Raw genomic sequence first — 25,776 nt, 5'->3', positions numbered from 1 at the left:
ACCGACGGTTCTCCCGAAAGACAGCCGAAGCGCCAGTGAGTCCTCGAGTCAGGTCTCCAGGCGGTGCCACCGCAATCATCACTGTGAGTCCTGGTTCCAGGACTCGTGCTCAGCCGGGTGCCCCGAACGGTTGTGGGCACCCTGGTCGCCCGCTTTCGCTCCGCGTCCGGTGCCAGCGGATCGTGTCCGTGGTCCGGGAACGCGGGGGCGGGTTTCCTCACGCCCCGAGGCACCCGGTGCGGCCTGGACGCTCCGATGCCCCACAGCATCGCTCCGGTGCTGTGGGGGCGGTGGCGTCCGTCGCCGGATCGGGTGTCCCAGGGCGCGCCTTCCGATCGCCACCGCTGCCGCGTCATGGCGAGTGGTCTTCCTGTTCTTGCTGGTCAGCGGTTTTTGCCAGTGCTGGGCGCCCCAGCGGCTGGTGTAGGCGGGATCGACGGCCACGACGGTGATGCCAAGCTCGGCGGCCATCGATACCAGCCGTGCCCGCAGCCTGGCGGTGGGCATGCCGCAGATCAGCTTGCGGAACCGCTTCCTGCGCCCGTGCTTCTCCCGCGTCTTCTCCGCCGCGAAATCAAGATCCTCGACCGCGATGGCCACCCCGTGGCGTTGGGCCCAGCGCAGCAGGCGGATCAGGGCATGCCGCACCTGCGCGTCCCGGGTCGATGCGCATCCGGTGAGGTCGTAGTCGAACCTGCGCGGTTCACCGACGGGGTTGCCGTGGGCATCCAGACGCCAGGCGGCCAGGTGATCGGCATTGGTGTCCACGCCGATCAGCCCGCCGGAGCGGACCGCCTCCAGCGGTACCGTCCGCACGGGCGGGATCTGCCAGGAAGCGGTCAGGTACCAGCGGCCCCGGGCCACGTCGAAGTGGATGCGGTAGGCCACGGCACGGTTCGCGGCGATGCGGTCGGCCCACTGCTCGCCCCGGTGCCGGAAGCCGACCCGGCACCCCAACACGTACCGGCCATGGGGTGCGTTGGCCAGCCCGGCCAGCGGCGCCGGGAGCTTGATGCTCACCTCACCGCCGAGGCTGACGCGGATCGTCTCGTTCCCGTTGCGCTTGCCGGACTCGCCGTCGGCGGCCAGGAACCAGCGCTCGGCCTCCCACCGCACACGCCACTGGGCCTCGGTCAGCCGGGCAGCTTCGAGGTTGTGCCGGTTGCGCAGCAGTTTCCTTCCGCCCCGCACCACCCGCACCCGCCCGGCCTCACGGTCGGCCCGCTCCCGCTCCAGCCGCTCCTGCAGCAGGCGCAAACGCCGGGACTTGGCGAACCACTCCCGCCGGGAGCGGTAACCACCCGGCAACCCCCGGGCCCCCTTCGCTCCGACCGGCAGCGCAAGCCGCTGCGCGATTGCGCGGACAGCGGCCTCAAGGGACTGGATATGCGCGAGTTGACCGCGCCGGGCCAGCGCCCACTGATCGTGCGTGGCCTTGGTGATACTGCCCGCCCACCGCGAGGAACATTGTCCGGTCAACGCCTGCTTGCGCCGCGCCCACTGGCCGCTGTCGTGATCCAGTCCGGCCGCGCAGCGGGCGTTCAGGTCCCGGGAGGCCAGGGAGCCCAGCAGGTCACCGACCAGACGCAGGACCATCGCGTCCTGCCCGGTCAGCCCCTTGAGGCTGGTACGGATGGCCACGCCGGTCGGGCCGGGTGCCACGAACGGCGCCCCCACCTCGCGCAACACGCCCACCCCCTCGCCCCCTGCCCGACTCGAAGATCCCTCACCGCACCCAACGAGCACACACCGCAACAGGTCACGCATACGACACAAGAACCTCCGTTCCCTTCCGAGGCTCCTACCTGATCGTCGATACTCACTCGCGCGCACTACAACGCACCCAACTGCGTTCAACCGGCAGCAGCTCCCAACCCCTCGCCGGGTGACGTGAGCGCCTGAGACCGGGGCGGGCCCCGGTCTCAGCCGGGAGGCCGGGGCCCGGGGCCGGTCAGCCGGCCCGTGATCTCCTCGGCGGTCGCCACCAGCGCGAAGCCTTTGCGCAGGACGGCGAGTTCGGGTTCCTGCATGGACTCGTCATCGGTGGCGGTGACATCGGCCCCGAACACGACCTGGTAGCCGCGTTCGTACGCCTGCCGGGCCGTGGTGCCGCAGCAGTAGTTGGTGAGCGTTCCCGTGACGATGACCGTGTCGCGACCGAGGTTGCGGAGCATCGTGTCGAGCGGGGTGTCGTAGAAGGCGCCGTAGGACGGTTTGCGGATCAGGGCCTCGTCGGGGCGGTGGCCCATCTGGTCCCACACCGTCGCGGGGCCCGGCCGCCGCCAGTCGGTGTCGGCGTGCGGGAGGTAGCGCAGGGCGTGCGGCCGGTCCAGGCCGAGATGGGTGTCGTCGAAGATGGTCCAGATGACCGGGATGGAGGCGGCCCGGCACGTCTCGATCAGACGGCGGAGCCTTGGCGCCATCCGCGTCGCCGCCGGTACCCAGTAGGGGCTCCAGCCGGGGCGTACGAATTCGTCCTGCATGTCGATGACCAGCAGCGCCGCCCGTTCGGGCCGTACGTCGAACGTCGCCCGGCCGTGCCGGTAGGCGTCACGCGCCCGCGCCGTCACCCACTCCTCGGAATAGCCCATCCTCACCCCTACCTCGATTCGAGCTACCTCGTTTCGATGTGCGAGAGTAGCACCATGCTGGAACTCGCGATCCTGGGATTCCTGGCCGACGGCCCGCTCCACGGATACCAACTGCGCCGTCTCATCGCGCACTTGTCCGGCCACTCCCGGCCGGTCAGCGACGGCAGCCTCTATCCGGCGATCAATCGGCTGGTCAAGGCCGGGCTGCTGGACCGACGCACCGAGCCGGGCGCCTCGGCCGCCCAGCGGCACACCCTGAGCCTGACCACCGAGGGCCGCACCGAGCTGCTGCGCCGACTGCGGGAGCCCGACGAGCTGGACATCAGCGACAGCACCCGGTACTTCACGGTCCTGGCCTTCCTCTCCCAGCTGCCGGACACCGCCGACCAGCACGCGGTGCTGCGCCGACGGCTGGAGTTCCTGGAACGGCCCGCGAGCTTCTTCCACGACGGCGACCGCCCGCTGCGCGCCGAGGACACCGACGACCCCTACCGCCGCGGCATGCTCCTCATCGCCCGCGCCACCAGCCAGGCCGAGCGGTCCTGGCTGCGGGAGCAGTTGGGATGACGTGCTGATGAGGTGAGAGGCCCCGTTCCGGGGGAACCCATGCCGGATGGACGGCCGGACGAGCACAGGTGGTGGGCATGACGAGGAACAGACGGAGCGGGGACGGGCCGGGCGGCTGTGGGCATGGGCGCGGCGGGCGGTGGAGGCGCACGAGCCGGAGCGGCACACGCTGCTGCTGATCGGCAAGAGCACGCTCGCGGCCGCCCTCGCCTGGTTCACGGCGGAGGATCTGCTGCGCGCCCAGTCCCCCGCGTTCGCGCCCTTCTCCGCCGTCCTCATCATGAACGTGACGGTGTACCAGTCGATCGCGCAGTCCCTGCGGTACGTCGCCGCGGTGGTGACGGGGGTGGCGGTCCAGGCGGCGCTGGGGTTTCTGGCCGGGCCGGATCTGGTGACGTTCGTGCTGGTCGCGGCGATCGCGTTGGCCATAGGGCAGTGGAAGGCGCTGGGGGCGCAGCGGTCGCAGGTCGCGACGGCGGCGTTCTTCGCGTTCTCCACGTACGCTTCCGCGACGGGCAACGCGGAGCGGGCCACCCAGCTGGGCCAGATCGTTCTGCTCGTCCTCATCGGCTGCTCGATCGGGCTGCTGGTGAACGTCGTACTCGTACCGCCGCTGAGGTACCGCAGCGCGGAGCACGGCATCCGGGCGCTGGCCGGGGCGCTGGAGAGGCTGCTCGCCGACATGGGACCGGCGATGCGCGACGGGGAGTTCGCGGAGGAGCATGCGAAGGGCTGGCGTTCACGGTCCCACCGCGCCCAGGCGCTGGTCACCCAGGCGAGGTCGGGGCTGCAGACCGCGGAGGAGAGCGTTCCGTTCAATCCGCGGCGGTGGCTGCCCCGGCATCGGGAGCGTACGTCGTTCACGAACTACCGCGCCGTCCTGGACGCGCTGGAGCGGGCGGCGTATCAGCTGGCGTCGCTCACCAGGAGCCTGGAGCGGTGGCGCGATGAGGAGCGGGACTACTCCTACCGGCGGTTTCTGCGGTGCTACGGCACGTTTCTCGGCTCGCTGGAGGAGATCGTGCGGGTGCTGGCCCACCTGGACGAGACGCAACTGGCGGACCAGGCCGCGCAGCTGTGCGAGCTGGCCGAGGACATGCAGCAGGAGCGCCGGACCGTCACCGAGCAGGCGGAGAGCGACGGCCTGCCGCTGGGCGACCCCTCGCGGCCGTACGGGGTGCTGGTGGTCGAGGCCACCCGGTTGACGGAGGAGTTCCAGCACACCTGCGACGTCCTGCAGACTCATGTCCAGGGTGAACCGGGGCCGGGGGCATAGCACGGAGGCGCCGGAGAATCACGAATTTCCCTACCAAATCAGTCGCTTGTGCAAATACCGAGCGTGACCCCCACAGCGTTGCGTATGGTCCTGGACCGGGCATGACAAGGGAGACGCCCGTCCCTCTTTCAACCTCTCCCCCTGAGGCAGGAACCATGCTGCACGGCATCGACGTGAGTTCGCACAACTCCAGCTTCGACACGGACGGACTGGCGTTCGTCTTCATCAAGGCCACCGAGGGCCGGTCGTACATCAACCCGAAGCAGTCCTCGCAGGCGGCCCGGGCGCGGAAGGCAGGGTGCGTCGTCGGCTTCTACCACTTCCTGTGGCCGGGGAACATCGCCGCGCAGGCCCGGTACTTCGTCGAGAAGTGCGCCTCGCACAAACACGATCTGCTCGCCGTGGACTGGGAGACCACCGGCTCGGGGACGCACGCCAGCAACGCGGAGAAGGACCGGTTCATCCGGGAGGTCAAGAAGCTGCGGCCCACGCACCGCGTGATGCTGTACTGCAACCGGAACTTCTGGCTCAACCACGACACCACCTCCTACGCCGGGGACGGGCTGTGGATCGCCGACTACGTCTCGGCGGGCAAGCCCCGGATCAAGGCGAAGTGGAAGATCCACCAGTACGCCGAGCGTCCGGTGGACAAGAACGTGGCGGACTTCTCCAGCAAGACCTCGCTGAAGACGTGGGCCACGGTCACCCGGGTGGCGAACGCGATCGAGGACCTGGTGGACGGCGACGAGGAAGAGCCCCAGGAGGGCGAGGCCCAGGAGCAGGAGCAGCCGCAGGAGCAGGCGAAGGGGGCGGCCGAGACGGAAGGGCAGAGCCAGGCGTAAGGGCGGCGGCCGCGCAAAGGGCGGGGCAGGGCGTTGTCGGTGGCGGCGCCTACGCTTCCGGTATGAGCTACGCAGACCTGCGCGAACTCCGCAGCGCGCTCACCACCGCGTCCGACATCGCCTTCTCCCTCGAGGCCGCTCCCTCGGGCCAGGAGACCGAGCAGCTGACCGACGCCCTGCGCCGGGCGCTCGCCGCGGCGGGCGCGCTGACCGCCGAGCACGGGACGACCGGCTGCGCCCAGCATCCGCGCGGGGCCGTCGACCCGCTGTACGGGGACCCGGAGGATCCGCTGCCGCCCGGTTACGGCCGCTGCCTGCTGTGCAACGACCGCCGACGCCGGGCAAGCGCACAGCGGCGCGGCTGGCGCTGACGCGCCGGCGGCGCCGCCGTGCGGGCCGGGTCGGGCCGGGCAGGGCCGGACCCGATGGGTCAGTCCTTGTTCTGGGCGGCCCAGAACTCGTCGAAGTTGAGCTGACCGTCACCGTTGCCGTCATGGGCGTTGATCACGGCCTGGGCGACGGGCTCCGTGACGTACGGGTCCCCCAGCTGCGCCATCACGCTCTTGTACTCGGCCGCCGTGATCAGCCCGTCCCCGTTGAGGTCGTACCGCTGGAACGCCTTGCGCGCCGCCTCGATGTCCGCCACCTGTTCCGCCCCTTTCGTGCGTGAGTCTGACCCGCACAGATTAGCGGCCCCTGGCCGGCGGTCCGGCGGGCATCCGCTCAGCTCTGGTCGACCAGCTCCAGATAGCGGTCCCAGTCCCACAGGGGGCCGGGGTCGGTGTGGTCGGTACCGGGGACCTCGCTGTGGCCGATGACGTGGTTGCGGTCCTTGGGGATGCCGAAGCGGTCGCAGACGGCGGCGGTGAGGGCGGCGGACGAGGCGTACATCTCGTCGGTGAACCAGGCGGGGTCGTCCACCCACCCCTCGTGTTCGATGCCGATGCTGCGGTTGTTGTAGTCCCTGTTGCCCGCGTGCCAGGCGACGTCCTTCTCGCGGACGAACTGCCCGATATAGCCGTCGGCCGAGGCGACCATGTAGTGGACGGAGACCTGCCGGGCCGGGTCCTGGAAGATCTTCATCGCGTCCGGGAAGGTCTCCTGCGTGACGTGGATGACGACGAAGTCGATCGGGTACGTCGTGGGGCGGTTGGAGACGCGGTAGTTGGAGGTCGAGGCCGGGATCCAGTGGGTGGGGGGATAGGCGGCGACGCGGCGCGGGCGTCTGCCACCGGCCGGGGCGGCGGCGGCAGTGGCGGCGGTGGCGGCGAGTCCGAGGGCGGCGGCGCCGAGACCGGCGCCGGAGCGGAGAAGGGTGCGTCGGGTCGGGGCAGGGCCGTGCGCTTCCATGGGGGGCTCCCGAATGCAGTGCCGATACAAGGGATCTGACGGGATGTGACGCGCGTAGCGCGGCTTCCATGGTGAGGCGTCGGCAGGGCCATGCCAAGAACCGACAGGCAAAGAAAGAAGGCGCGTCCCGGTCTGAACCTCTGGCAATTCCTCGCCACTCGGACCGAGAGATGAACAACAAAGGAATGTCACACCTTTACCCGCGATTAACAAGGCAAGTGTCACACCTCACCTTGGATTGGGTTGGTGGTGTTCTATCGGTTCTGCAATAGTCGGGCCTGCGACCCCCATTGACCCGGGCCAGGTCGTTCCCCCGAATGCCGCGGAGCCACACCCCTTCCGCTCCGCGGCGGGGCGGACAGAGGTCCCCGGACCGTCACACGAGGACGGTCGGGGCCTCTGCCCTCGGTCACCTCACGCGCTCTCCGTCACCCGCATTTCGAACCACGTCGTCTTGCCGCACGGCAGCAGGTCCACGCCCCACCGCTGGGAGAGCTGATCCACCAGCATGAGGCCGCGTCCGCTGGTGTCGAGCGCCCCCACCGGCAGCAGACACGGCAGCCCGCGCGACGGATCGCGCACCTCGACCCGGATCCAGCCGCGGCGGCGCAGCATCCGCAGCCCGAAGGTACGGGCGCCGGTATGGCGTACGGCGTTGCCCACCAGCTCCGAGACGAGCAGCACCGCGAATTCGGCGAGCTGACAGGCGAGCCCCCAGTCGCGCAGCACCACGAATTCGGTCAACCGCCGGGCGGTGGCCGCGGATTCGGGCCGGGACGGCAGCCGCACCTCTTCGGCCGCAGGATTCCCGAACAGTTCGAGTGCCCTGAGAGCCGGATCCTCCTCGGCGGACGGCAGCCGCCGGACCGCAGCCGTACCAGTGCGCTGCTGCGGCTGCTCCATTCCCTCCAAGCCCGCCATGCCCCCCATGATGGCCGCCCGAAAGACCCTCCGGGGCGGAACCAGGGGATTCCGAACACCGGAGCCCCAGGCTCCACAAACCGATCCCAGCTGTGCCATTGTCAGCGCAGGGAGTCAAAACACCCCACCTGACCAGCGATGTCACCACGCGTATAGGTGGTCACCCAGCGTACCGGAACCGGCCATCGGGCGGCTGCCCGGCGAGCGAAGAAATTCGCTCGCACGGGGCATACCCGACCGGAGGGGAGAAGCCCCGTCAGGAGAAGCGGGCCTTGCCCGGACCGTCCTCGACGAAGCTCCGCATCCCGATCTCCCGGTCCTCCGTGGCGAACAGCCCCGCGAACCAGTTGCGTTCGATGGCGAGCCCGGTGTCGAGGTCCGTCTCAAGACCCGCGTCCACCGCCTCCTTGGCGGCGCGCAGCGCCATCGCCGGGCCCTTGGCCAGCTTCGCCGCCCAGGCGTGGGCCTGCTCGTACACCTCCTCGGCCGGTACGACCCGGTCGACGAGCCCGATGGCGACCGCCTCGTCGGCCTTCACCTGACGGCCCGTGAAGATGAGGTCCTTGGCCCGGGACGGGCCCACCAGCCGCGCCAGGCGCTGGGTGCCGCCCGCGCCCGGGATCAGCCCGAGCAGGATCTCGGGCTGGCCGAACTTGGCGTTGTCGGCGGCGATCCGGAAGTCGGCGCACAGGGCCAGCTCGCAGCCGCCACCGAGGGCGTAGCCGGTGACGGCCGCGACCACGGGCTTGGGGATGCGGGCGACGGCGGTGAAGGCGTCCTGGAGGTCGCGGGAGCGGGCCACCATCGCGGCGTGGTCCATGTTCCGCATCTCCTTGATGTCCGCGCCCGCCGCGAACACCTTCTCGCCGCCCCAGACGACCACGGCCCGTACGTCGTCACGGCGGGTCACCTCACCGGCGAGTTCCCGCAGCCGGTCCTGGGTGGCGACGTCGAGCGCGTTCATCGGGGGGCGGTCGAGGCGGAAGGTGGCCACGCCGTCGGCGACCTCGAGGTTCACAGTCATAGGCCGCAGATTAGTGCGCACCAGGGCGGGGCGCCCCGGTGCGCTTGATCACAGCGGTCGCCCGGTGGCCCTTAAGCCTTCCACTTCTCCCAGGACATGTTCCAGTCGCTGAGCCCGTTGCCCGGCTGGATCGTTTCGTCGTCCGAGTTCTTCACGATGACCACGTCCCCGATGAGCGACTGGCCGAAGAACCAGGCCGCCGGGGTGGACGGGTCGCCTCCGCCACGCTGGTCGAAGAGGCCGACGCAGCCGTGGCTGACATTGGCCGAACCGAAGGTGGGCCGGCCCGCCCAGTAGTTGCCGTGGAGGAAGGTGCCCGAGTCCGACAGCCGCATCGCGTGCGGCACGTCCTTGATGTCGTACTCGCCCTTGAAGCCGACCGTCGCGCCGTCCATCCGGGTCACGCGGAGCTTCTCGCTGATGACCATGGTGCCGTTGTACGTCTCGTGGCCGGGCGCGCCTGCGGTGATCGGGAGCGTCTTGAGGGTTTTGCCGTCCCGCTTGATCTTCATCGTGTGCGCCTTGGCGTCCACGACGGATATCTGGCTGCGGCCGATCGTGAACTTCACGGTCTTGTGCTGCTCCCCGTAGACCCCCGGCCGGCCCTCGACGCCGTCGAGGTCCATCTTCAGCGTCACCTTGGTGCCGGGCTTCCAGTATGTCGCGGGCCGGAAGTCCAGCCGGTCGTTGCCGAACCAGTGGCTCGCGATCGGCACCGACGGGGAGGCGCTGACCTTGATGCTCTTCTCGACCGCGCCCGGGTGGGTGATGCCCCGGGTGAAGCGGAGCGAGACCGGCATGCCGACGCCGACCGTGGAGCCGTCCTCCGGGCTGTAGACGCCGACGAAGGTCTCCTCGGGTCGCAGCGTGTGGAAGGTGGTGTGCTTGCGCGCCGCGCGGCCGTCCGCGTCCTTGGCGGAGGCGTCCACCGTGTACGTCGTGTCGGCGCGCAGGCTCTCGTCCGGCTTCCAGCTCGCGCCACCCCCGGCCGTCTTACCGGCGACCGCGCGGCCCTTCTCGTCCTCGACCTTGACGGACGTCAGCTTGCCCCTGGCGGAGGTGATCTTGAGCGCGCCGCTGGTCTCCACGCCCTTCGCCCCGTCCCCCGGCTCGACGGTCACCCGGGCCCGGGACGGCCTCGGCTTGGCGGCCTCGGTGTCCTTGCCCTTGTCGCCGGCGGAGCCGCCGCTTCCGCCGCACGCGGCCACCAGCGCCAACAGCGCCCCGAGCACCAGCGCGAGGAGTCCCCTGCGGCCCCGCACGCCCGCCACCCCCGATATCGACTGCACCCTCACAACGGTCTCCCTCCACAGAGCCGCGCCCCCGCGGCAGCTCCCCCGCGCACAGGCGCGTCTGCCGATAGGTAATCACATCGCACCGACAGCGGGATCATGTGCGATGGTCACGGTTCTGTCCCAGGTGGGAGCGGTTCCCGTCACCGATGGCAAGCACGCCCTGCGCGGTGACGTGAGGGCTGCCAGGATTGCGGGCACAACAGGGCTACGGGGCACAGCCGGACGCGGTCGGGACGCCGCGGGGCGGTGCCGCCCGGTCCGTCGGGCTCCGGACGGGAGGTGCGGAGTCCGGTCCCGTGCGAGCCGCCGGAGGCGCATGTGTCGAAAGCAGCCGAGCAGCACACCCTGGAGCCCTGCGACGGCTTACCCGCCCCGCCCGCCGCCGGGCCGGCCGTCCGCCGCGCCGCCGTGCCCGCGCCGCTGCCCACGCCGCGCGGCGGCTCCCCCGCGGCCGGACCCGCCACATGGCCGGGCGGCCCGCAGCCGCTCGGCGCGCGCGTGCACCGGGGGCCCGACGGGGTGCCCGGCACCAACTTCGCCCTGTGGGCGGGCGGCGCGGAGGCCGTCGAGCTGTGCCTGTTCGACGACGACGGCACGGAGACCCGCCACCCGCTGACCGAGCAGACCCACGAGGTCTGGCACGGCTTCGTGCCCGGGGTGCTGCCCGGCCGCCGGTACGGCTACCGCGTGCACGGCCGCTGGGACCCGTGGACCGGCGCCCGCTGGAACCCGGCCAAGCTGCTGCTGGACCCGTACGCGCGCGCGGTGGACGGCGACTTCGGCCCGCCCGGTGGTCCGCTGCCCGCCGAGGTCTACGGCCATGTACGGGACTGGCCGCAGCAGCATGTCGCCGACACCGTACGGGACGAGCGCGACTCGGCCCCGTACGTGCCCAAGGGCGTGGTCGTGGGCGACGACGCCCGGGGCGGGCCGCCTGACGAGTGGACCGAGGACCGCCGTCCCAAGACCCCGTGGGCCGAGTCGGTGATCTACGAACTCCATGTGCGCGGCTTCACCATGCGCCACCCCGGCGTCCCGCCCGAGCTGCGCGGCACGTACGCCGGACTGGCCCACCCCGCCGCGGTCGAGCACCTCACCCGGCTCGGGGTGACGGCCGTGGAGCTGCTGCCGGTGCACCAGTTCGCGCACGAGGACCATCTGCTGCGGCGGAATCTGCGCAACTACTGGGGCTACAACTCCATCGGCTACTTCGCGCCGCACTCCGGCTACGCGGCCACCGGCACCCGGGGCCAGCAGGTCGGCGAGTTCCGGCGGATGGTGCGCGACCTGCACGCCGCCGGGATCGAGGTGATCCTCGACGTCGTCTACAACCACACCGCCGAGGCGGGTGAGCTGGGCCCGACCCTCTCGCTGCGGGGCATCGACAACCGCGGCTACTACCGGCTCCAGCAGGACCCGCGCCGCTACGCCGACTTCACCGGCTGCGGCAACACGCTCCAGACCGTCCGGCCGCATGTGCTCCGGCTGATCACCGACTCGCTGCGCTACTGGGTCACCGAGATGGGCGTGGACGGCTTCCGCTTCGACCTGGCGAGCGCGCTGGCCCGCTCCGCACACGGCGCCGACACGGGCGTCGACATGCTGTCCCCCTTCCTCGCCGTGATCGCCCAGGATCCGGTGCTGCGCCGCGTCAAGCTGATCGCCGAGCCCTGGGACGTGGGCTCCGGCGGCTACCAAGTGGGTGCGTTCCCGCCGCTGTGGGCCGAGTGGAACGACCGCTACCGCGATGCCGTACGGGACTTCTGGCGCGGCGCCCTCCCCGATGCGCGCGACCTCGGCTACCGGCTCTCCGGCTCCAGCGACCTGTACGGACACGGCGGCCGCGGCCCGTGCGCCTCGGTCAACTTCATCACCGCCCACGACGGCTTCACCCTGCGCGACCTGGTGAGTTACGAGCGCAAGCACAACGAGGACAACGGCGAGGGCAACCGCGACGGCACGAACGACAACCGCTCCTGGAACAGCGGCGCCGAGGGCGAGACCGACGACCCCGACGTCCGCGCCCTGCGCCGCCGCAGCCTGCGCGGCCTGCTCGCCACCCTGCTGCTGTCCACCGGCGTCCCGATGCTCGTCGCGGGTGACGAGATGGGCCGCACCCAGGGCGGCAACAACAACGCGTACTGCCAGGACAACGCCACCGGCTGGGTCGACTGGTCGCTGTCGGCCGACCCCGGCTGGCAGGCGCTCACCGATCTCACCGCCCGGCTGATCCGGCTGCGCCGCGCCCACCCGGTGCTGCGGGCACCCGCCTTCTTCTCCGGCCGCGCCCGGCCCCCGGACGGGGTGCGCGACCTCGCCTGGTTCACGCCGCGCGGCGAGGAGATGACCGAATCCGACTGGTACGCGCCCACGACCGCCCTCGGCGTCTACCTCTCCGGCCGCGACCTGCCGCAGCGGGATCCGCGCGGCGCGCCGGTCACCGACGACACCTTCCTGGCGCTGCTCCACGCGGGCCCCGCGCCGCTGCCCTTCACGCTGCCCGGGCCGCCGTGGGCCGCGGGCTACGAACTGCTCCTGGACACCTCGCGCGAGGACCAGGAGGCCCCGCCGGGCGCACGGTACCCGGCGGGCGCGCCGATCGAGCTTCCGGAACGCTCGGTTCTGCTGCTGCGCGCTCTTACCGCCGCGGACCTACGCCAAAAAACCGAGTGAGCACTGTCAGTGGCGGACCGTAGTCTCGCCACTGATGGCTTCGACGACGACACCACCCGGCGCCCAGGAGGGCGGAGCCGCCCCGCGGCACCGCTCCACCACGCGCTCCCTGCTGCGTCTGTGGCCCTACGTGCGCCCGGTGCGGGCCCGGCTGTTCACGGCGGCCGCGGTGGCGGTCGTCGCCTCCTGCCTGGGCCTGGTCATCCCGCTCGTCCTCAAGTGGATGGTGGACGGTCCGGTCGCCGGCCGCGACCCGGGCGGGGTGTGGCTGGGCGGTGCGCTGCTGTTCGCCCTCGGGGTGGCCGAGGCCGGGCTGTTCGGGCTGCGGCGCTGGCTGGTGGCGCGGCCGCTGGCGTCCGTCGAGGCGTCGATGCGGGCCTCTCTCTATCGCCATCTCCAGCGGCTGCCGGTGTCCTTCCACGACCGCTGGGCCTCGGGCCAGTTGCTGTCGCGCGCGACGACCGATCTGATGCTGCTGCGCATGTTCCTGGCCTTCCCGCTGACGTTCCTGGTGGTCAACGGGGTCACGATCCTGGTCGGCTTCGCGATCCTGCTGGCGCAGGCGTGGACGCTGGGGCTGGTGCTCCTGGTGCCGGCCGTGCCGTTGATGATCTTCTGCTCGCTGTTCGAGACGCGTTACTCGTCCGTGGCCCGCACCGTCCAGGACCAGACCGGCGATCTGACGACGGTCGTCGAGGAGGGCGTGCTGGGCATCCGTATCGTCAAGGGCTTCGGCCGCCACCGCAGCCAGGCCCGCGCGTTCCGGGCCCTGTCGGAGCGGGTGCGGGCCACGGAGCTGCGCAAGGCGCGGCTGCTGGCCACCATCTGGGCGCTGATCATGACGCTGCCGGAGCTGGCGATCGGCGCGGCCCTAGTCCTCGGCGCCATCCAGGTCGCCGACGGCGATCTCTCGGCGGGCACGCTCGTCGCCTTCCTGTCCACGGCCCTGGCCCTGCGCTGGCCGGTGGAGTCGCTGGGCTTCCTGCTGGCGATGAGCCAGGATTCGGCGACGGCCACCGACCGGTTCTTCGAGGTCATGGACGCCATCCCGGCGGACGCGACCGACCGGGGACCGGCGGCGGTGCTGCCCCGGCAGCGGGGCGAGGGCGGGATGCGGTTCGAGGGCGTGGAGTTCCGGTACGACGACGCTCCCGCGGACGTGCCGCCCGTGCTGCGCGGGGTGGACCTGCACGTCCGGCCCGGCGAGACCATGGCGCTCGTCGGGGCGACGGGCTCGGGGAAGACCACGCTGACCGCCCTCGTGCCTCGGCTGCACGAGGTGACGGGTGGGCGGATCACCCTCGACGGGCGGGACATCACCGCACTCCCCCGCGACGAGTTGCGCGCCCTGGTCGCCGTCGCCTTCGAGGAGCCCACACTGTTCTCGGCGACGGCCGGTGAGAACGTGCTGATGGGCGCGGACGGCGCGGACCGGGCCGCGCTGGCGCGCGCCCTGAGGGTGGCCCAGGCCGAGTTCGTGCACACCCTGCCGCAGGGCACCGACACCGAGGTGGGCGAGCAGGGGCTGAGCCTGTCCGGCGGGCAGCGGCAGCGGCTCGCGCTGGCCCGCGCCGTCGTCGGCGCACCGCGCTTCCTGGTGCTGGACGACCCGCTGTCCGCGCTGGACGTGCACACCGAGGCGCGGGTGGAGGCCGCGCTGCGGCAGGTCCTCGCGACCACGACCGCGCTGGTCGTGGCGCACCGGCCGTCGACGGTGCTGCTCGCCGACCGGGTGGCGCTGCTGGAGGAGGGCCGTATCACCGCCGTCGGCACCCACCACCAGCTGCTGCGGGACAGCGCCGCGTACCGGGTGCTGATGTCGGGACAGGACGGCGGGGACGACCACCGGGGCGGAAACGGGGAGGACGGTCCATGACGACGGCCGAGGACGCCAGGGAGAGCGAGGACGCCGAGAAGAGCGCCGCCGCGGAAGAGCGCCCGGCCGCGGACGACCCCTTCGACCACGATGTACTGCCCGCCCCCAAGGGCGCCTCCTTCTCCCTGCTGCGCTCGCTGCTCGCCCCGCGCCGCGCCCGCGTCCGGGTCGCGGCCGTCCTGCTGCTGCTGCAACAGGCCGCGGTGCAGGCGGGCCCGCTGTTCGTCGCGTTCGCCATCGACCGCGCCGTGCCCGCCTTCCGGGACGGCGACCACGGCCCGCTCCTCGCCGTCGGCGCCGCCTACCTGGGCTGCGCGCTCGCCTCCGGGGCCCTCCAGTTCGCGTTCATCCGCGCCTCCGCCCGCATCAGCCAGGACGTGCTGCTGGACCTGCGGGGCCGGATCTATCGCCACGCCCAGGCCCTCAGCGTGGACTTTCACGAGCGGTACACCTCGGGGCGGCTGATCTCCCGCGCCACGACGGACGTCGAATCGCTGCGGGAGCTGCTGAACGAGGGGCTGGAGGAGCTGCTCGGCATCGCGCTGTCCGTCGTCTACATCGCCGCGACCCTGCTGTATCTGGACTGGGGGCTCGGCGGCGCGGCCGTGCTCTCCTTCTGGCCGCTGTATCTGCTCATCCGCTCCTTCCGCCGCCGGTCGATGCGCGTCTACCGCAAGCGGTCCACGGCCACCGCCGCGGTCATCGTCGCCTTCACCGAGACCATGAACGGCATCCGCCCGGTGCAGGCCTTCCGCCGCGAGCGCGCCAACGACACCCGGTTCGACGAGCTGAACGGCCGCCATCAGCGGATCAACGGGACCGCGATCCTGGAGATGGCCCGCTATGTCGTCGGCTCCCGGCTGACTGCCAACACGGCGGTCGCCGTCATCGTGCTGTGGGGTGCCTACCGGGTCGCCGCGGGCGATCTGAAGCTGGGTGTGCTGGCCGCGGCCGCGCTCTATCTTCGCAGGCTGTACGACCCGATCGACCGCCTGGGCATGTTCCTCAACTCCTACCAGTCCGCCGCCGCCTCCCTGGAGAAGATCGCGGGACTGCTGGCCCAGCGGCCCTCCGTCCCCGAACCGGCCGACCCGCGGCCCCTGCCGCCGCGCTCCTCCCACATCCCGGGCCGCGAGGTCGTCTTCGACGGGGTGCGCTTCGCCTACCGCACCGGCGGCGAGGTGCTGCCCCGCTTCGACCTCACCCTGCCCGCCGGGCAGACGGTCGCCGTGGTCGGCGCGACCGGCGCGGGCAAGTCCACCCTCGCCAAGCTGCTCGCCCGCTTCTACGACCCCACCGACGGCCGGGTCCTGCTCGACGGCGTCGACCTGCGCGACCTGACCACGCCCGAGCTGCGCCGCGGGGTGGTCATGGTGACCCAGGAGGCGTTCCTGTTCTCCGGCACGGTCGCCGACAACATCTCCATCGGCCGCCCCGACGCCACCCGCGCCGAGGTCGAGCAGGCCGCCAAGGCGATCGGCGCGCACGACTTCATCGCCGCCCTGCCCGACGGCTACGACACCGACGTCCGCAAGCGCGGCGGCCGGATCTCCGCGGGCCAGCGCCAACTGGTCGCCTTCGCCCGCGCCCTGCTCGCCGACCCCGCCGTCCTCATCCTCGACGAGGCCACCTCCTCCCTCGACATCCCGGGCGAACGCGCCGTCCAGCGCGCCATGGACACGGTGCTGCGCGGCCGCACCGCCGTCGTCATCGCCCACCGCCTCTCCACGGTGGAGATCGCCGACCGCGTCCTGGTCATGGCCGACGGCCGCATCGTCGAGGACGGCTCCCCCGCCGCCCTCATAGCGGGCGAGGGCCGCTTCGCCGCACTGCACCGGGCGTGGCGGGACAGCCTCGTATGACGCGGCGCCGGTGTAGGTTCCGCCGAGCAGGGAAGCCTGCTCTACCGCATCACCGACCACGGCCGCCACTTGAGCTCACAGCTCACCACGACCTACGCGACCTCTTTCTCCACCGCGGCCGACATCGTGGTGGGCAAGCTCAGGCGCATGAGCGACGCCCGCCTACGCAAGGAGTCGGCGACGTGGCTCCGCCTGGACAGCACCAGGAACCCTGGCGCGGCGCTGGCACAGATCGTCGGCTCCGCCAGCCAGCCCCTTCACCCCATGACGCCCCTCTGGCTGGAGGTCCAGTGAACGCCACCACCGGAATCCGCATCAGGCGTCTGCGGCTGATCGGGATCGACCGCAACTACGACGTCGACTTCACCAGTGAGGGCGATGTCCGGAGCCTGTCGATCGTCTCCGGCGCCTTCAGCTCTGGCAAGACCGCCGTGCTGGAGTTCATCTCCTACGGCCTCGGGGCCAGGCGGCACCCACGCCACCCGGGAGATCATGCGCAAGGTGAGGGCATCCCTGCTCGAAGTCGAGCTCTCCGGTGCTCCATACGTGATCGAGCGCGCGGTGGGGGAGCCGTCGACGAGTGCCTTCGTACGCCGTGGCCGCCTCGACGAAGCGGTAGTCTCCGCCGCAGAGCGCAGGTCAAGGCGTGCAGCTCAGGGAGGCCCCCACCAGCTCGGAATCGCGAACCGACCCGCTCAGTTTCCGCGACCTGATGTGGCTGACGTTCCTCACCAACGAACGGGTGGCGGACAAGAACTTGAAGGCCGCCGAGCTCGGCGTCGGGGTCAGCACCCTGCGCGGGTGGGCGGCGGCGCTGAAGAAGTCGGGCCCGGCCGGTCTCGTCGTGGACCGGCCCGTGCGCACGGCGGTGGAGCGGGCGGATCCCTGCTGGGTGGACATGGCCGAGTCGGTGCTGCAAGCACACGTCAAGGCGAGCCGCCCGGTGCGGGGGCTGATCCTGACCGAGATCGAGGAGCGGCTGGTCAAGGAGCACGGAGAGGGCACGGTTCCGCTGCCGGCGCGCACGACGGGCTACGAGCTGCTGCGGCAGCTGTCCAAGGGGACCAACGCGTTCGAGGGCAGTACGAAGGGGAAGCGGTCGATCGCGGATGCTCCGCAGGGCACGTACGGAAGGCTGCGTGCCACCCGGCCGGGCGAGTACGTGGTCCTGGACACCAACCGTCTGGACGTCTTCGCGATGGAGCCGGTGACCTGCCGGTGGGTGCAGTGCGAGCTCACCGTCGCCATGGATCTGTACAGCAGGTGCATCGTGGGGCTGCGGCCTACCCCGGTCTCGACGAAGTCGGTTGATGTCGCGGGGGTGCTGTACGAGGCGGTGCGTCCGCGCGAAGTACGTACGGACGGCGGGGAGTCGTTGCCGTACCGCGGGGTGCCGTCGGCCGTGGTGGTCGACGCGGAGAAGCTCGTCGACCGGAACGGGCAGCCGCTGCTGCCGACGGCCGACACCGAGACGATCATCTTCGACCACGGCAAGGTCTATCTGTCGAACCACGTCCGGAGCGTCTGGCGAAGTTGCGGATCTCGCTGCAGCCGGCGCGGCCCAAGACTCCGACGGACAAGCCGGTGGAGCGTTGGTTCGGCACCCTGAACAAGGGCGTGCTGGCCGCGCTGCCTGGGTACAAGGGCGCGGACGTGCACAGCCGGGGCGAGAAGGTCGCGGATCCAGCCCACAGCCGGGTTTTTCTGCGCGTTGACCAGTCGCCCTGTGACGGGCCGATATGCAGTTCGGGAGTCGGTCAGCTCGCATCGACTCCGAGTTCGATCACCGGTCCCACCAGGGCAAGGGCCTGATCGACGACCTCGTCCAGGCTTACGCTGCCGTCGCTGTCCACCCAGCGGCGCAGGGCGGCTTGGAAGGCCGTCAGGGCTACGCCAGCAGCGACGGCAGGACGCAGGTCGACGTCCGGGTCCAGTCCGGCACGCAGGGCGAGGATGCCGGTCATCTCGGCCTGCCACTGGGACTGCCGCTCCAGGAAGCGGGCCAGAAGGGCCGGGGTGTCGAGGATCAGCCTGCTCACACGCAGCATCTTGGCCGGATTGCCGACGCTCATCGAGGTGAACACCGACAGGGCACGACGCAACGCCACCGCGGGCGGCTCGTCGGCGGGCCGGGCGTTCAGCTCCGCGCACAACTTCACGCCGGCTTCCGCCAGCATGTGCACGATCACGTCTTCCTTGGAATCGAAGTAGCGCGAGAACGTACGGCGGGACATTCCCACGGCGGCCACGATCTGGTCGACCGTCGTCTCTTCGAATCCCTGGTCGGCCAGCAGCTTGACCGCGGCCTCCGCCAGTTCGTTGCGCACGAGCAGGCGCTTGCGCTCCGCCATGTCGGCCGCCGGGGCCGTCTTCGCATCTCCCACGACACCGATGCTAGTCCGAGCCAGGTGAGTCCCGCCAGGTCCTGATTGACTCACTGTGTCATTAACGGCAGTCTGGGTCTCATGCCAGACAGCAAATGGACCGCATCCCGCATCCCCGACCTGACGGGCCGGACCTTCGTCGTCACCGGAGCCAACAGCGGCCTCGGCCTGGTCACCACCCGCCACCTGGCGCGGCACGGTGCGCACGTCGTCATGGCCGTACGCAACGAGGCCAAGGGCCGCCGGGCCGTCGCCGACATCCGCGCCGCCGATCCCGACGCAAGCCTTGAGATGCGCCATCTCGACCTCGCCGATCTGGACTCGGTCAAGGCGTTCGCCGCCCGCGCGCACGTCGACGCCCTGCAGGTCGACGTCCTGATCAACAACGCGGGTGTCATGACGCCACCCCGAACACTGAGCCCCCAGGGCCACGAGTCACAGTTCGCCGGTAACCACCTCGGCCACTTCGCCCTCACCGGCCTGCTCATGGACCTGCTGCGGCAGGGTCGTGACCCGCGTGTGGTGACCGTCAGCTCGATCGGGCATCACGGCGGGCAGATCCACTTCGACGACCTCTCCGGCGCCCGGAAGTACCAGCGCGTGAAGTACTACAACCAGTCGAAGTTCGCCAACGTCCTCTTCGGCCTGGAACTCGACCGCAGGCTCCGCGCGGCCGACAGCCCAGTACGCAGCCTGCTCGCCCACCCCGGGATCACAGCCACCAACCTCCAGCACACCGGCCCGACCGGCCTGTTCCGGGTGGGAGGCGCCCTCGTCAACCGGCTGTTCGCCCAGGACGTCGAGATCGGCACGCTTCCGCAACTGCACGCCGCGACGGCACCGGACGTCGAAGGCGGGCAGTTCTTCGGCCCCGACGGATGGAAGGAGTTGCGCGGACATCCCACGGTCGTCCGCCCCGACCCTGCGGCGGAGGACCCTGACACCGCACGCCGCCTGTGGGTGCTGTCCGAGGAGCTGACCGGTGTGACCTACGCACCCGCCCCTTCGGCATGACCCAAGGCCATCTTCGGCCCGCGTACAGCTGCAGCGGTGAGCGAGTGCCCGGAGGAGCGCGTGCTGCCGCGCATCGGCCTCACGGCTCCGAACGGCCCACTACGGGAAGAAGGCGATCCAGGAGGGACTGCTCCAGCTCGACCAGGACGGCTTCGCTGCCGGCCACAGGGCTCGGAAGAGTACGCCACAGGACCAGCTGGCCATGCACGGCGGTCCACACATGCATGGCCAGGATCTCGGCCTCCGCACGCCGGGCAGCGTCCGCCTCGGCCAGATAGCTGTCCACAGCGCGGATCCAGGCGCGGCGCACCGTGCCGAGGGGATGGTCTGCGACGGTACGCCTCTCGGGCTCGTACTCCAGATTGAACATCAGCTCGTAGCGGCGGGGTTTGTCGATGGCGAACCGCCGATACGCGGTGACGGTCGCCCGCATCCGTTCCAGGGGTCCACCGCCGACTTCAGCCGCGGCGTCCGCCCCCTCGTCCATCGCCGCAGCCAGCGCGCGATACGCCTCCGCAAGCACGGCCCAGACCAGCGCGGTCTTGTCCTTGAAGTGCAGATAGATGCTGGGTGCGGCGATCCCGACCTCACGCGCGACCCCCCGCAGGGACAGCGCGTTCTCGCGGCCGGTCTCCTCAAGGATGCGGGTGGCCGCATCGAGGATCTCCTGCCGCAGCCGCTCCCCCTCGCCCCAGGCGTTGTTGACCCGCCGAACCTGTTCCTGTCTCACCACGACCTCTCCCTCGCCTCCGCGCACGGCCATCCACCGCAGGGCGGCCCACCTCACACCATTGTCGGTCGGTGACGCCGAGGCCGAGCCCCGCACTTCTCACATTCACCTAACAGTGTTAGTCTCCACGAGGCAATCACCTAACGGTGTTAGGTGAGTTGAAAGGAGCCCCCATGCCCGCCAAGTCCTCCTCTCTGTCCGTGCCGCCGTATGTACTGGACCGCCCCAACGGCGCGCCCCTCGATCCCCCGCCCGTGTTCTCCCGCCTGCGCATGGAGAGCCCCGTCACCCGGGTCTCCCTGTGGGAGGGGCGCCTCACTCCCTGGCTGGTCACCCGCTGGGAAGATGCTCGCGCCGTCCTGGGCAGCCCCGCGTTCAGCACCGATCCGACCCTCGTGGGGGCGCCCACCTTCAAGGAGGACACGCGGCAGGGTCCGCGCGGCTTCTTCCAGAACTACGACGACCCGATCCACGCGACCATGCGGCGCACCCTGACCCGCGAGTTCATGGTGAAGCGCGTCAACGCCCTGCGGCCCGCCATCTCAAGCCTGACCGACGAACTCCTCACCGACATGGGCAAGTTGAGCGGCCCTGTCGACTTCGTCCAGCACTTCTCGCTGCCGCTGCCGTCGCTGGTGATCTGCGAGCTGCTGGGGGTTCCGTACGAGGACCACACGTTCTTCCAGGCGCAGTCGAACGTCCTCGTCGACTTCACCGCCACCGGAGAGCAGACCGCCGAGGCGTTCGGGAACCTCGCCGAGTACCTGCTGGGCCTCGTGCAAAAGAAGCGCATCTCCCCCGGGGACGACCTGGTCACCCGGCTCGCCGAGCAGGTCGACGCCGGTGACATCACCGATCAGGACGCCGCCGACCTGAGCGCCTTCCTGCTGTTCGCCGGGCACGAGACCACCGCGAACATGATCGCCCTGAGCACCATCACCCTGCTCAACCACCCCGACCAGATCCCGTACCTTCTCGGCGAACAGGACCAGGTCGCGGGCGCCGTGGAGGAACTCCTGCGGTACCTCTCGATCGTGCACGGCGGGCTGCGGCGCACGGCCATCGAGGACTTCATCATCGGCGACGTCACGATCCGCGCGGGCGAAGGCGTCATCATTCCCGTCCACGTCGCCAACCGCGATCCCGAGTACTTCACCGCCCCCGACGACCTGGACCTGGAGCGCACCGAAGCGCGTCGGCACCTGGCCTTCGGCTACGGCATCCACCAGTGCCTGGGCCAGCCGCTGGCCCGCGCCGAACTCCAGATCGTCCTGCCCGAGATCTTCCGTCGGCTTCCCGACCTCAAGATCAACATTCCGATGGAAGAGATCGCTTTCAAGCAGAACACAGCGGTCTACGGGGTCCGCGAGCTGCCCGTCACCTGGTGACCCACACCGCCCGACCCCGCCCCGCTCAACGAAAAGAGGGAAGCGCCATGCGTGTAGAAGTAGACGTCCCCAAGTGTGTCGCCGCAGGCCAGTGTGTGCTGTTGGCTCCTGACGTATTCGACCAGCGAGACGAGGACGGCCTGGTCGTCCTCCTCGACGAGACGCCGCCGGCCGAACTCCTCGACTCCGTCCGCGAATCCGCCACGGTGTGCCCGGCGGCCGCGATCCGCCTGGTCGAGCAGTGAGCACAGCGGCACCCGACCGCGTCGTCATCGTCGGCGCCTCCGCGGCCGGACTCGCCGCCGCGGAGACCCTGCGCCGGTCCGGTCACACCGGCACCATCACCCTGATCGGTGACGAGTCCGCAGCTCCCTACGACCGTCCGCCCCTGTCGAAGGAGATCCTCTCCGGCGCCTGGCCGTCCGACCGGCTGCCGCTGCGCTCCGACGCCGACCTCGACGCTCTCGATCTGGACGCCCGCTACGGCTACGCGGCCACACGGCTGGACGTCGCCACCCGCACGGTGCTCCTGTCAAACGGCACGAAGGTCACGTACGACGGGTTGATCATCGCGACGGGAGTCCGCCCCAAAAACCTTCCCGGTGCACCCGCCCACGTTCTGCGCACCGCGAGTGACGCGCTGGCCCTCAAGGAACGCCTCGGGCCGGGCCGCAGGCTCGTCGTGGTCGGTGCCGGTTTCCTCGGAGCCGAGGCAGCGTCCGTCGCGGCCGGTCTGGGCACACAGGTGACGCTGCTCGAACCGGCTCGGGTCCCCCTGGCCCACGCGGTCGGCGACGAAGTCGGCAGCATCCTCGCGCAGGCTCACCATGATCACGGCGTGGAGCTGCGGACCGGGACCTCGGTGTCCGAAGTGGTCCCTGAAGGAGTGCGCTTGGAGAACGACAGCGTGGTGGAGGCGGATACCGTTCTGGTGGCCATCGGGTCCCGGCCCAACACCGAGTGGCTGGAAGGCAGTGGGCTCTCGGTCGACGACGGTCTCGTGTGCGACGAGTTCTCCGCGGCCGCCTCCGGAATCTATGGAGCGGGCGACGTCGCCCGCTGGCACAACCCGCTCTTCGGCACCTCCATGCGCGTCGAGCACCGCACCAACGCGGCCGAGCAGGGCATGGCCGCGGCCCGGAACGTGCTCGGTGCGCGTCGGCCATTCGCCCCCGTGCCCTACTTCTGGTCCGACCAGTACGACATGAAGGTACGCGCCTACGGTTACCTCCGTGGCCACGACGAGCTGCGCATCGTCGAAGGGTCCCTTCAGGAGCGAACCTTCATCGCCGCCTACCGCACCGACGACCGCCTCACCGGCGTGCTGTCCATGAACATGCCGCCACGGAGACTGCGCCCCTGGCAGCAGGCCGTCTCCACCCGTACCGCATGGGACAGTCTTCCCGCCCCGTCGAGACCGATCGGGTGACCTCGGCGACCGCACCCAGGGAAAGTCGTTGTCCGGACTGCCAGCCGTCTACCAACGCAGGGGAAGGCTCGCCAGATGATCGCCCAGGAGGCGGGCGATGATCTGGTGATCGCGAGAGGAAGGGGACCAGTCGCACCCCAGACGATCGAGACTCGGGTCGTCGCAGTGCCAGTAGCCGATCCGGTTGTCGCCGCGCGCGTTGCGGTCCATGACGATCCGCTGGGCGGTGTCGGCGGAGGCCGTGGTGTTCGACAGGCGGGCGGCGGTGACGACGATGTACGGCGCCCGCCCGTACTGGACGCGCAGCTGGCCGAGGTAGCTGTGGTAGGCGGCCGAGGAGGCGGAGACCGGTTCGGCCTCGGTGGTCCAGCCTCGCCGGGGTTCAAAGGGGTGGAGAAGTCGTTCTGTCCGACGAAAGCAACCACCAATTGCGGATGCCACGTTCCGGGGCGCCGCCACACGTCGCCGCCGCGTTGCTGTTCCGCGCCACTCCCCCATGGTCGAGCAGTCGCGGGTTGTGGAGAGGTTGCCGTAACCGGCCGCCCAAGAAGCGCCGTTGAAATCGACCTGCCGGCGGCGAGGCCGGGAAGCGGCCAGAAGTTCCCCGCCTGCGGCGGCGATGAACGATCGACCTCAACGACACCCTGTTCGACACCACCGGCACCCTCACCACCACCATCGACGGCCACGTCTACCGCCAGCCCGCCAACGGAATGTGACCATCGGCGCAACCGACCCCCCGGACGGGCCGTGAACCGCACCTGCGGCCACGGCCCGTCCGTACACCGTTACGACCCGGAGCACACACCCCCCGTCCCGAGCCGGTCCATCGCGCGCGCCAACTGGCCGGAAGAGAGCGGAGGTTCGGGCAACGGATGCGCCCGCTCGGCGCGGAAGGCGTCGAGCATCAGATACAGGTGCCGACGCCACGCACGAGGAGCGATGCCCTGGGTTGCCTCCGTGATGCGGGCGTGGGACCAGATGACGAAGGCCAGGTCCTCGGGTTCGAGGTCGGCACGCATAGCGCCCTGCTCCTGAGCTCGACGGACGAGGAGGACGCCAAGTTCGTGGATGCGGTTCTGGGTGCCGGCGAGGCAGGCGGCCGCGGGCAGCTGCATCGAGGCCAGATCGTTGAATCCCTGGTCGGCCGCTTGCAGCTCACACATGGTCTCGAGAAAGAGGCGCAGGCCGCCCCAGGCGTCATCCATGGCGGCCGCCTCCTCGGCCGCACTCAGCCAGGCGGCGAGCTTCTCGGCGAACACCGCCTGCACAAGGTCCAGGCGAGTGGGGAAGTGCCGGTACAACGTACCGATTGCGAGTCCGGCCTGCTTCGCCACCTGCTCAAGGGGCGCCTCCAGACCTCGTTCCGCGAAGCACTCGCGGGCAGCGCCGAGCAGCGCGTCGCGATTCCGTCGGGCATCGCGCCGCATGGGGCGCGCGGGGGTGGACTCGGCGGCGGTCGGCTGGTCGGCAGGCATAGAAAACAGGCTATCAACATGAGGGACCCCTCATGTTTGCTGCTACGCTCGAAGGAAAGTGAGGCGCCCCTCCGTTTGGATGGGACCGGCCGTCGAAACGGAGTTCACATGAACGTCTTCCTCTGGGCATTGCAGGGACTACTGGCCGTCGCGTTCGGCGCGGCCGGGGTGATGAAGTCGACCCAGCCCATCGAGAAACTGGCGGGCAGCCTGCCGTACGCGAAGGATCTGCCGGTGAGGGTGGTGCGCCTCATCGGCGTCGTCGAACTGGCGGCCGCGCTGGGGCTGATCCTGCCCGCGGCCACCGGGATCGCGGTGGCGCTGACGCCGCTGGCTGCCGTCGGCCTGGCAGTGGTGATGGTGCTGGCCGGCGCCTTTCACGTGCGCCGCGGTGAGTACAGCGCGATCGGCCTGAACGTGGTGCTGCTGGCACTCGCCGTCGTAGTGGCCTGGGGCCGGTTCGGGCCTTACTCCTTCTGATCGCAGATTGCGAGGGGTGCTCACGCACCCGACCCGCATGAACGTGTGAGGGGTCCAGGATCGGTATCCCGGACCCCTCACGCAGCGGCACCTGCGACCTCGCCCGCCCCCCTTCACCCTCGGGCCGCCTCCGCCTCTGCGCGCTCGCGGTTGGCGCGGATCTCATCATGGTTGTCGGCAGCCCAGGCGATCAGGGACGTGACAATGTCGTAGAGGCCACGACCCAGCGGGGTGAGGGTGTACTCGACGCGCGGAGGCACCTCCGGGTACGCCTTGCGGTCGACGAGGCCGTCCTGCTGGAGCTGGCGCAGGGTGCGGCTGAGCATGCGCTGGGAGATGCCGGGGATCTGCCGCTGCAGATCGGTGTAGCGCAGCGGGCCGGATTCCAGGACCGCGATCAGCAGCAGGCTCCACTTGTCGCCCACCCGGTCCAGGGTCTGCCGGATGAACGCCATGTGCTCGACCGGAATGGCCGCGCAGGGCCCGATCCCCACCATCTCTGTCGCATCCACTGCTCGCATCACTCACACCCATCTCCGGAACGCACACCGATGTGCCTTTTGTATCGCTCTCCATACTGGTCCATCATGGCGTTA

At 70.5% G+C, this 25,776-nt stretch carries 25 protein-coding genes and 1 pseudogene; 14 read left to right on the top strand and 12 right to left on the bottom strand.

Features of this window, described 5'->3' with window-relative positions:
• Positions 1–78 precede the first annotated feature (78 nt).
• Both ACH4SI_RS11410 and ACH4SI_RS11405 read right to left on the bottom strand, forming a co-directional pair.
• Positions 79–1,695 (bottom strand): IS200/IS605 family accessory protein TnpB-related protein, encoded by a 1,617-nt coding sequence (locus ACH4SI_RS11410; protein WP_398295175.1) that lies wholly within the window; start codon positions 1,693–1,695, stop codon positions 79–81.
• A gap of 227 nt (positions 1,696–1,922) precedes the next feature.
• Positions 1,923–2,591, bottom strand: a complete 669-nt coding sequence (locus tag ACH4SI_RS11405) for a cysteine hydrolase family protein (RefSeq protein ID WP_398295173.1) — start codon at positions 2,589–2,591, stop codon at positions 1,923–1,925.
• A gap of 54 nt (positions 2,592–2,645) precedes the next feature.
• On the opposite strand from ACH4SI_RS11405, the gene ACH4SI_RS11400 reads away from it, so the two are divergent.
• From ACH4SI_RS11400 to ACH4SI_RS11385, 4 genes and pseudogenes are all read left to right on the top strand, one after another.
• Positions 2,646–3,158: a PadR family transcriptional regulator gene (locus tag ACH4SI_RS11400; RefSeq protein WP_398295171.1), complete on the top strand. Its 513-nt coding sequence runs from the start codon at positions 2,646–2,648 to the stop codon at positions 3,156–3,158.
• 46 nt (positions 3,159–3,204) lie between these two features.
• Positions 3,205–4,434 (top strand): aromatic acid exporter family protein, encoded by a 1,230-nt coding sequence (locus ACH4SI_RS11395; protein WP_398295169.1) that lies wholly within the window; start codon positions 3,205–3,207, stop codon positions 4,432–4,434.
• A gap of 155 nt (positions 4,435–4,589) precedes the next feature.
• Positions 4,590–5,132, top strand: a pseudogene (locus ACH4SI_RS11390) (glycoside hydrolase family 25 protein); the annotation flags it as partial.
• 206 nt (positions 5,133–5,338) lie between these two features.
• Entirely contained in the window at positions 5,339–5,647 is a 309-nt protein-coding gene (locus ACH4SI_RS11385) for a hypothetical protein (RefSeq protein ID WP_398295167.1), read from the top strand.
• 59 nt (positions 5,648–5,706) lie between these two features.
• On the opposite strand, the gene ACH4SI_RS11380 is transcribed toward ACH4SI_RS11385, so the two are convergent.
• From ACH4SI_RS11380 to ACH4SI_RS11360, 5 genes are all read right to left on the bottom strand, one after another.
• Entirely contained in the window at positions 5,707–5,922 is a 216-nt protein-coding gene (locus ACH4SI_RS11380; RefSeq protein ID WP_398295165.1) for an EF-hand domain-containing protein, read from the bottom strand.
• 77 nt (positions 5,923–5,999) lie between these two features.
• Positions 6,000–6,626 (bottom strand): N-acetylmuramoyl-L-alanine amidase, encoded by a 627-nt coding sequence (locus tag ACH4SI_RS11375; protein WP_398295163.1) that lies wholly within the window; start codon positions 6,624–6,626, stop codon positions 6,000–6,002.
• Positions 6,627–7,040: 414 nt separating this feature from the next.
• Complete coding sequence (locus ACH4SI_RS11370; protein ID WP_398295161.1) at positions 7,041–7,547, bottom strand: ATP-binding protein; 507 nt, start codon at positions 7,545–7,547, stop codon at positions 7,041–7,043.
• A gap of 256 nt (positions 7,548–7,803) precedes the next feature.
• Complete coding sequence (locus ACH4SI_RS11365; RefSeq protein WP_398295159.1) at positions 7,804–8,571, bottom strand: enoyl-CoA hydratase/isomerase family protein; 768 nt, start codon at positions 8,569–8,571, stop codon at positions 7,804–7,806.
• A gap of 71 nt (positions 8,572–8,642) precedes the next feature.
• A complete protein-coding gene (locus tag ACH4SI_RS11360; protein WP_398295157.1) occupies positions 8,643–9,866 on the bottom strand; it encodes an Ig-like domain-containing protein in 1,224 nt (407 codons plus the stop codon).
• Between the two features lie 318 nt (positions 9,867–10,184).
• Here ACH4SI_RS11360 and glgX point away from each other — a divergent pair, with 318 nt between their 5' ends.
• The 5 genes from glgX to ACH4SI_RS11335 all read left to right on the top strand — a co-directional run bounded on the left by glgX (position 10,185) and on the right by ACH4SI_RS11335 (position 17,886).
• Complete coding sequence (gene glgX, locus ACH4SI_RS11355) at positions 10,185–12,539, top strand: glycogen debranching protein GlgX (RefSeq protein WP_398295155.1); 2,355 nt, start codon at positions 10,185–10,187, stop codon at positions 12,537–12,539.
• 34 nt (positions 12,540–12,573) lie between these two features.
• Entirely contained in the window at positions 12,574–14,415 is a 1,842-nt protein-coding gene (locus tag ACH4SI_RS11350; protein ID WP_398295152.1) for an ABC transporter ATP-binding protein, read from the top strand.
• Positions 14,412–16,277, top strand: coding sequence for an ABC transporter ATP-binding protein (locus ACH4SI_RS11345; RefSeq protein WP_398295150.1), 1,866 nt, complete (start codon positions 14,412–14,414; stop codon positions 16,275–16,277). Before ACH4SI_RS11350 ends, ACH4SI_RS11345 begins: the two co-directional genes overlap by 4 nt.
• Before the next feature lie 69 nt (positions 16,278–16,346).
• On the top strand, positions 16,347–16,571 hold the full coding sequence (locus ACH4SI_RS11340; protein ID WP_398295148.1) for a hypothetical protein: 225 nt from the start codon (positions 16,347–16,349) through the stop codon (positions 16,569–16,571).
• 352 nt (positions 16,572–16,923) lie between these two features.
• Positions 16,924–17,886: a hypothetical protein gene (locus ACH4SI_RS11335; RefSeq protein ID WP_398295146.1), complete on the top strand. Its 963-nt coding sequence runs from the start codon at positions 16,924–16,926 to the stop codon at positions 17,884–17,886.
• Between the two features lie 148 nt (positions 17,887–18,034).
• On the opposite strand, the gene ACH4SI_RS11330 is transcribed toward ACH4SI_RS11335, so the two are convergent.
• Positions 18,035–18,628 carry a TetR family transcriptional regulator gene (locus ACH4SI_RS11330; protein ID WP_398295144.1) on the bottom strand — a complete coding sequence of 198 codons (594 nt, stop codon included), beginning with the start codon at positions 18,626–18,628 and terminating at the stop codon, positions 18,035–18,037.
• Between the two features lie 114 nt (positions 18,629–18,742).
• On the opposite strand from ACH4SI_RS11330, the gene ACH4SI_RS11325 reads away from it, so the two are divergent.
• A complete protein-coding gene (locus ACH4SI_RS11325) occupies positions 18,743–19,675 on the top strand; it encodes an oxidoreductase (protein WP_398295142.1) in 933 nt (310 codons plus the stop codon).
• 79 nt (positions 19,676–19,754) lie between these two features.
• Here the strand turns inward: ACH4SI_RS11325 and ACH4SI_RS11320 are convergent, their stop codons facing one another.
• Positions 19,755–20,408: a TetR/AcrR family transcriptional regulator gene (locus ACH4SI_RS11320; RefSeq protein WP_398295140.1), complete on the bottom strand. Its 654-nt coding sequence runs from the start codon at positions 20,406–20,408 to the stop codon at positions 19,755–19,757.
• 170 nt (positions 20,409–20,578) lie between these two features.
• Between ACH4SI_RS11320 and ACH4SI_RS11315 the strand changes: the two genes are divergently transcribed.
• The 3 genes from ACH4SI_RS11315 to ACH4SI_RS11305 are packed head-to-tail and all read left to right on the top strand — an operon-like array spanning position 20,579 to position 23,222.
• On the top strand, positions 20,579–21,793 hold the full coding sequence (locus ACH4SI_RS11315) for a cytochrome P450 (protein WP_398295137.1): 1,215 nt from the start codon (positions 20,579–20,581) through the stop codon (positions 21,791–21,793).
• A gap of 47 nt (positions 21,794–21,840) precedes the next feature.
• Entirely contained in the window at positions 21,841–22,038 is a 198-nt protein-coding gene (locus ACH4SI_RS11310; RefSeq protein ID WP_398295135.1) for a ferredoxin, read from the top strand.
• A complete protein-coding gene (locus tag ACH4SI_RS11305) occupies positions 22,035–23,222 on the top strand; it encodes an NAD(P)/FAD-dependent oxidoreductase (protein ID WP_398295133.1) in 1,188 nt (395 codons plus the stop codon). Before ACH4SI_RS11310 ends, ACH4SI_RS11305 begins: the two co-directional genes overlap by 4 nt.
• 48 nt (positions 23,223–23,270) lie before the next feature.
• Here ACH4SI_RS11305 and ACH4SI_RS11300 read toward each other — a convergent pair whose 3' ends face one another.
• On the bottom strand, positions 23,271–23,663 hold the full coding sequence (locus ACH4SI_RS11300; protein ID WP_398295131.1) for a hypothetical protein: 393 nt from the start codon (positions 23,661–23,663) through the stop codon (positions 23,271–23,273).
• Between the two features lie 347 nt (positions 23,664–24,010).
• The gene (locus ACH4SI_RS11295; protein WP_398295129.1) at positions 24,011–24,700 is read right to left on the bottom strand and encodes a TetR/AcrR family transcriptional regulator; all 690 of its coding nucleotides are present in this window, start codon (positions 24,698–24,700) and stop codon (positions 24,011–24,013) included.
• Positions 24,701–24,808: 108 nt separating this feature from the next.
• Here ACH4SI_RS11295 and ACH4SI_RS11290 point away from each other — a divergent pair, with 108 nt between their 5' ends.
• Complete coding sequence (locus tag ACH4SI_RS11290; protein WP_398295127.1) at positions 24,809–25,180, top strand: DoxX family protein; 372 nt, start codon at positions 24,809–24,811, stop codon at positions 25,178–25,180.
• A 113-nt stretch (positions 25,181–25,293) separates the two neighbouring features.
• Here ACH4SI_RS11290 and ACH4SI_RS11285 read toward each other — a convergent pair whose 3' ends face one another.
• Positions 25,294–25,701: a winged helix-turn-helix transcriptional regulator gene (locus ACH4SI_RS11285; RefSeq protein ID WP_398295125.1), complete on the bottom strand. Its 408-nt coding sequence runs from the start codon at positions 25,699–25,701 to the stop codon at positions 25,294–25,296.
• Between the last annotated feature and the right edge of the window lie 75 nt (positions 25,702–25,776).

This window comes from Streptomyces sp. NPDC021212 (assembly GCF_044332925.1).
In the GTDB taxonomy this organism is placed as follows: Bacteria; Actinomycetota; Actinomycetes; order Streptomycetales; family Streptomycetaceae; genus Streptomyces.
This window is presented reverse-complemented; position numbering and strand designations above follow the sequence as displayed.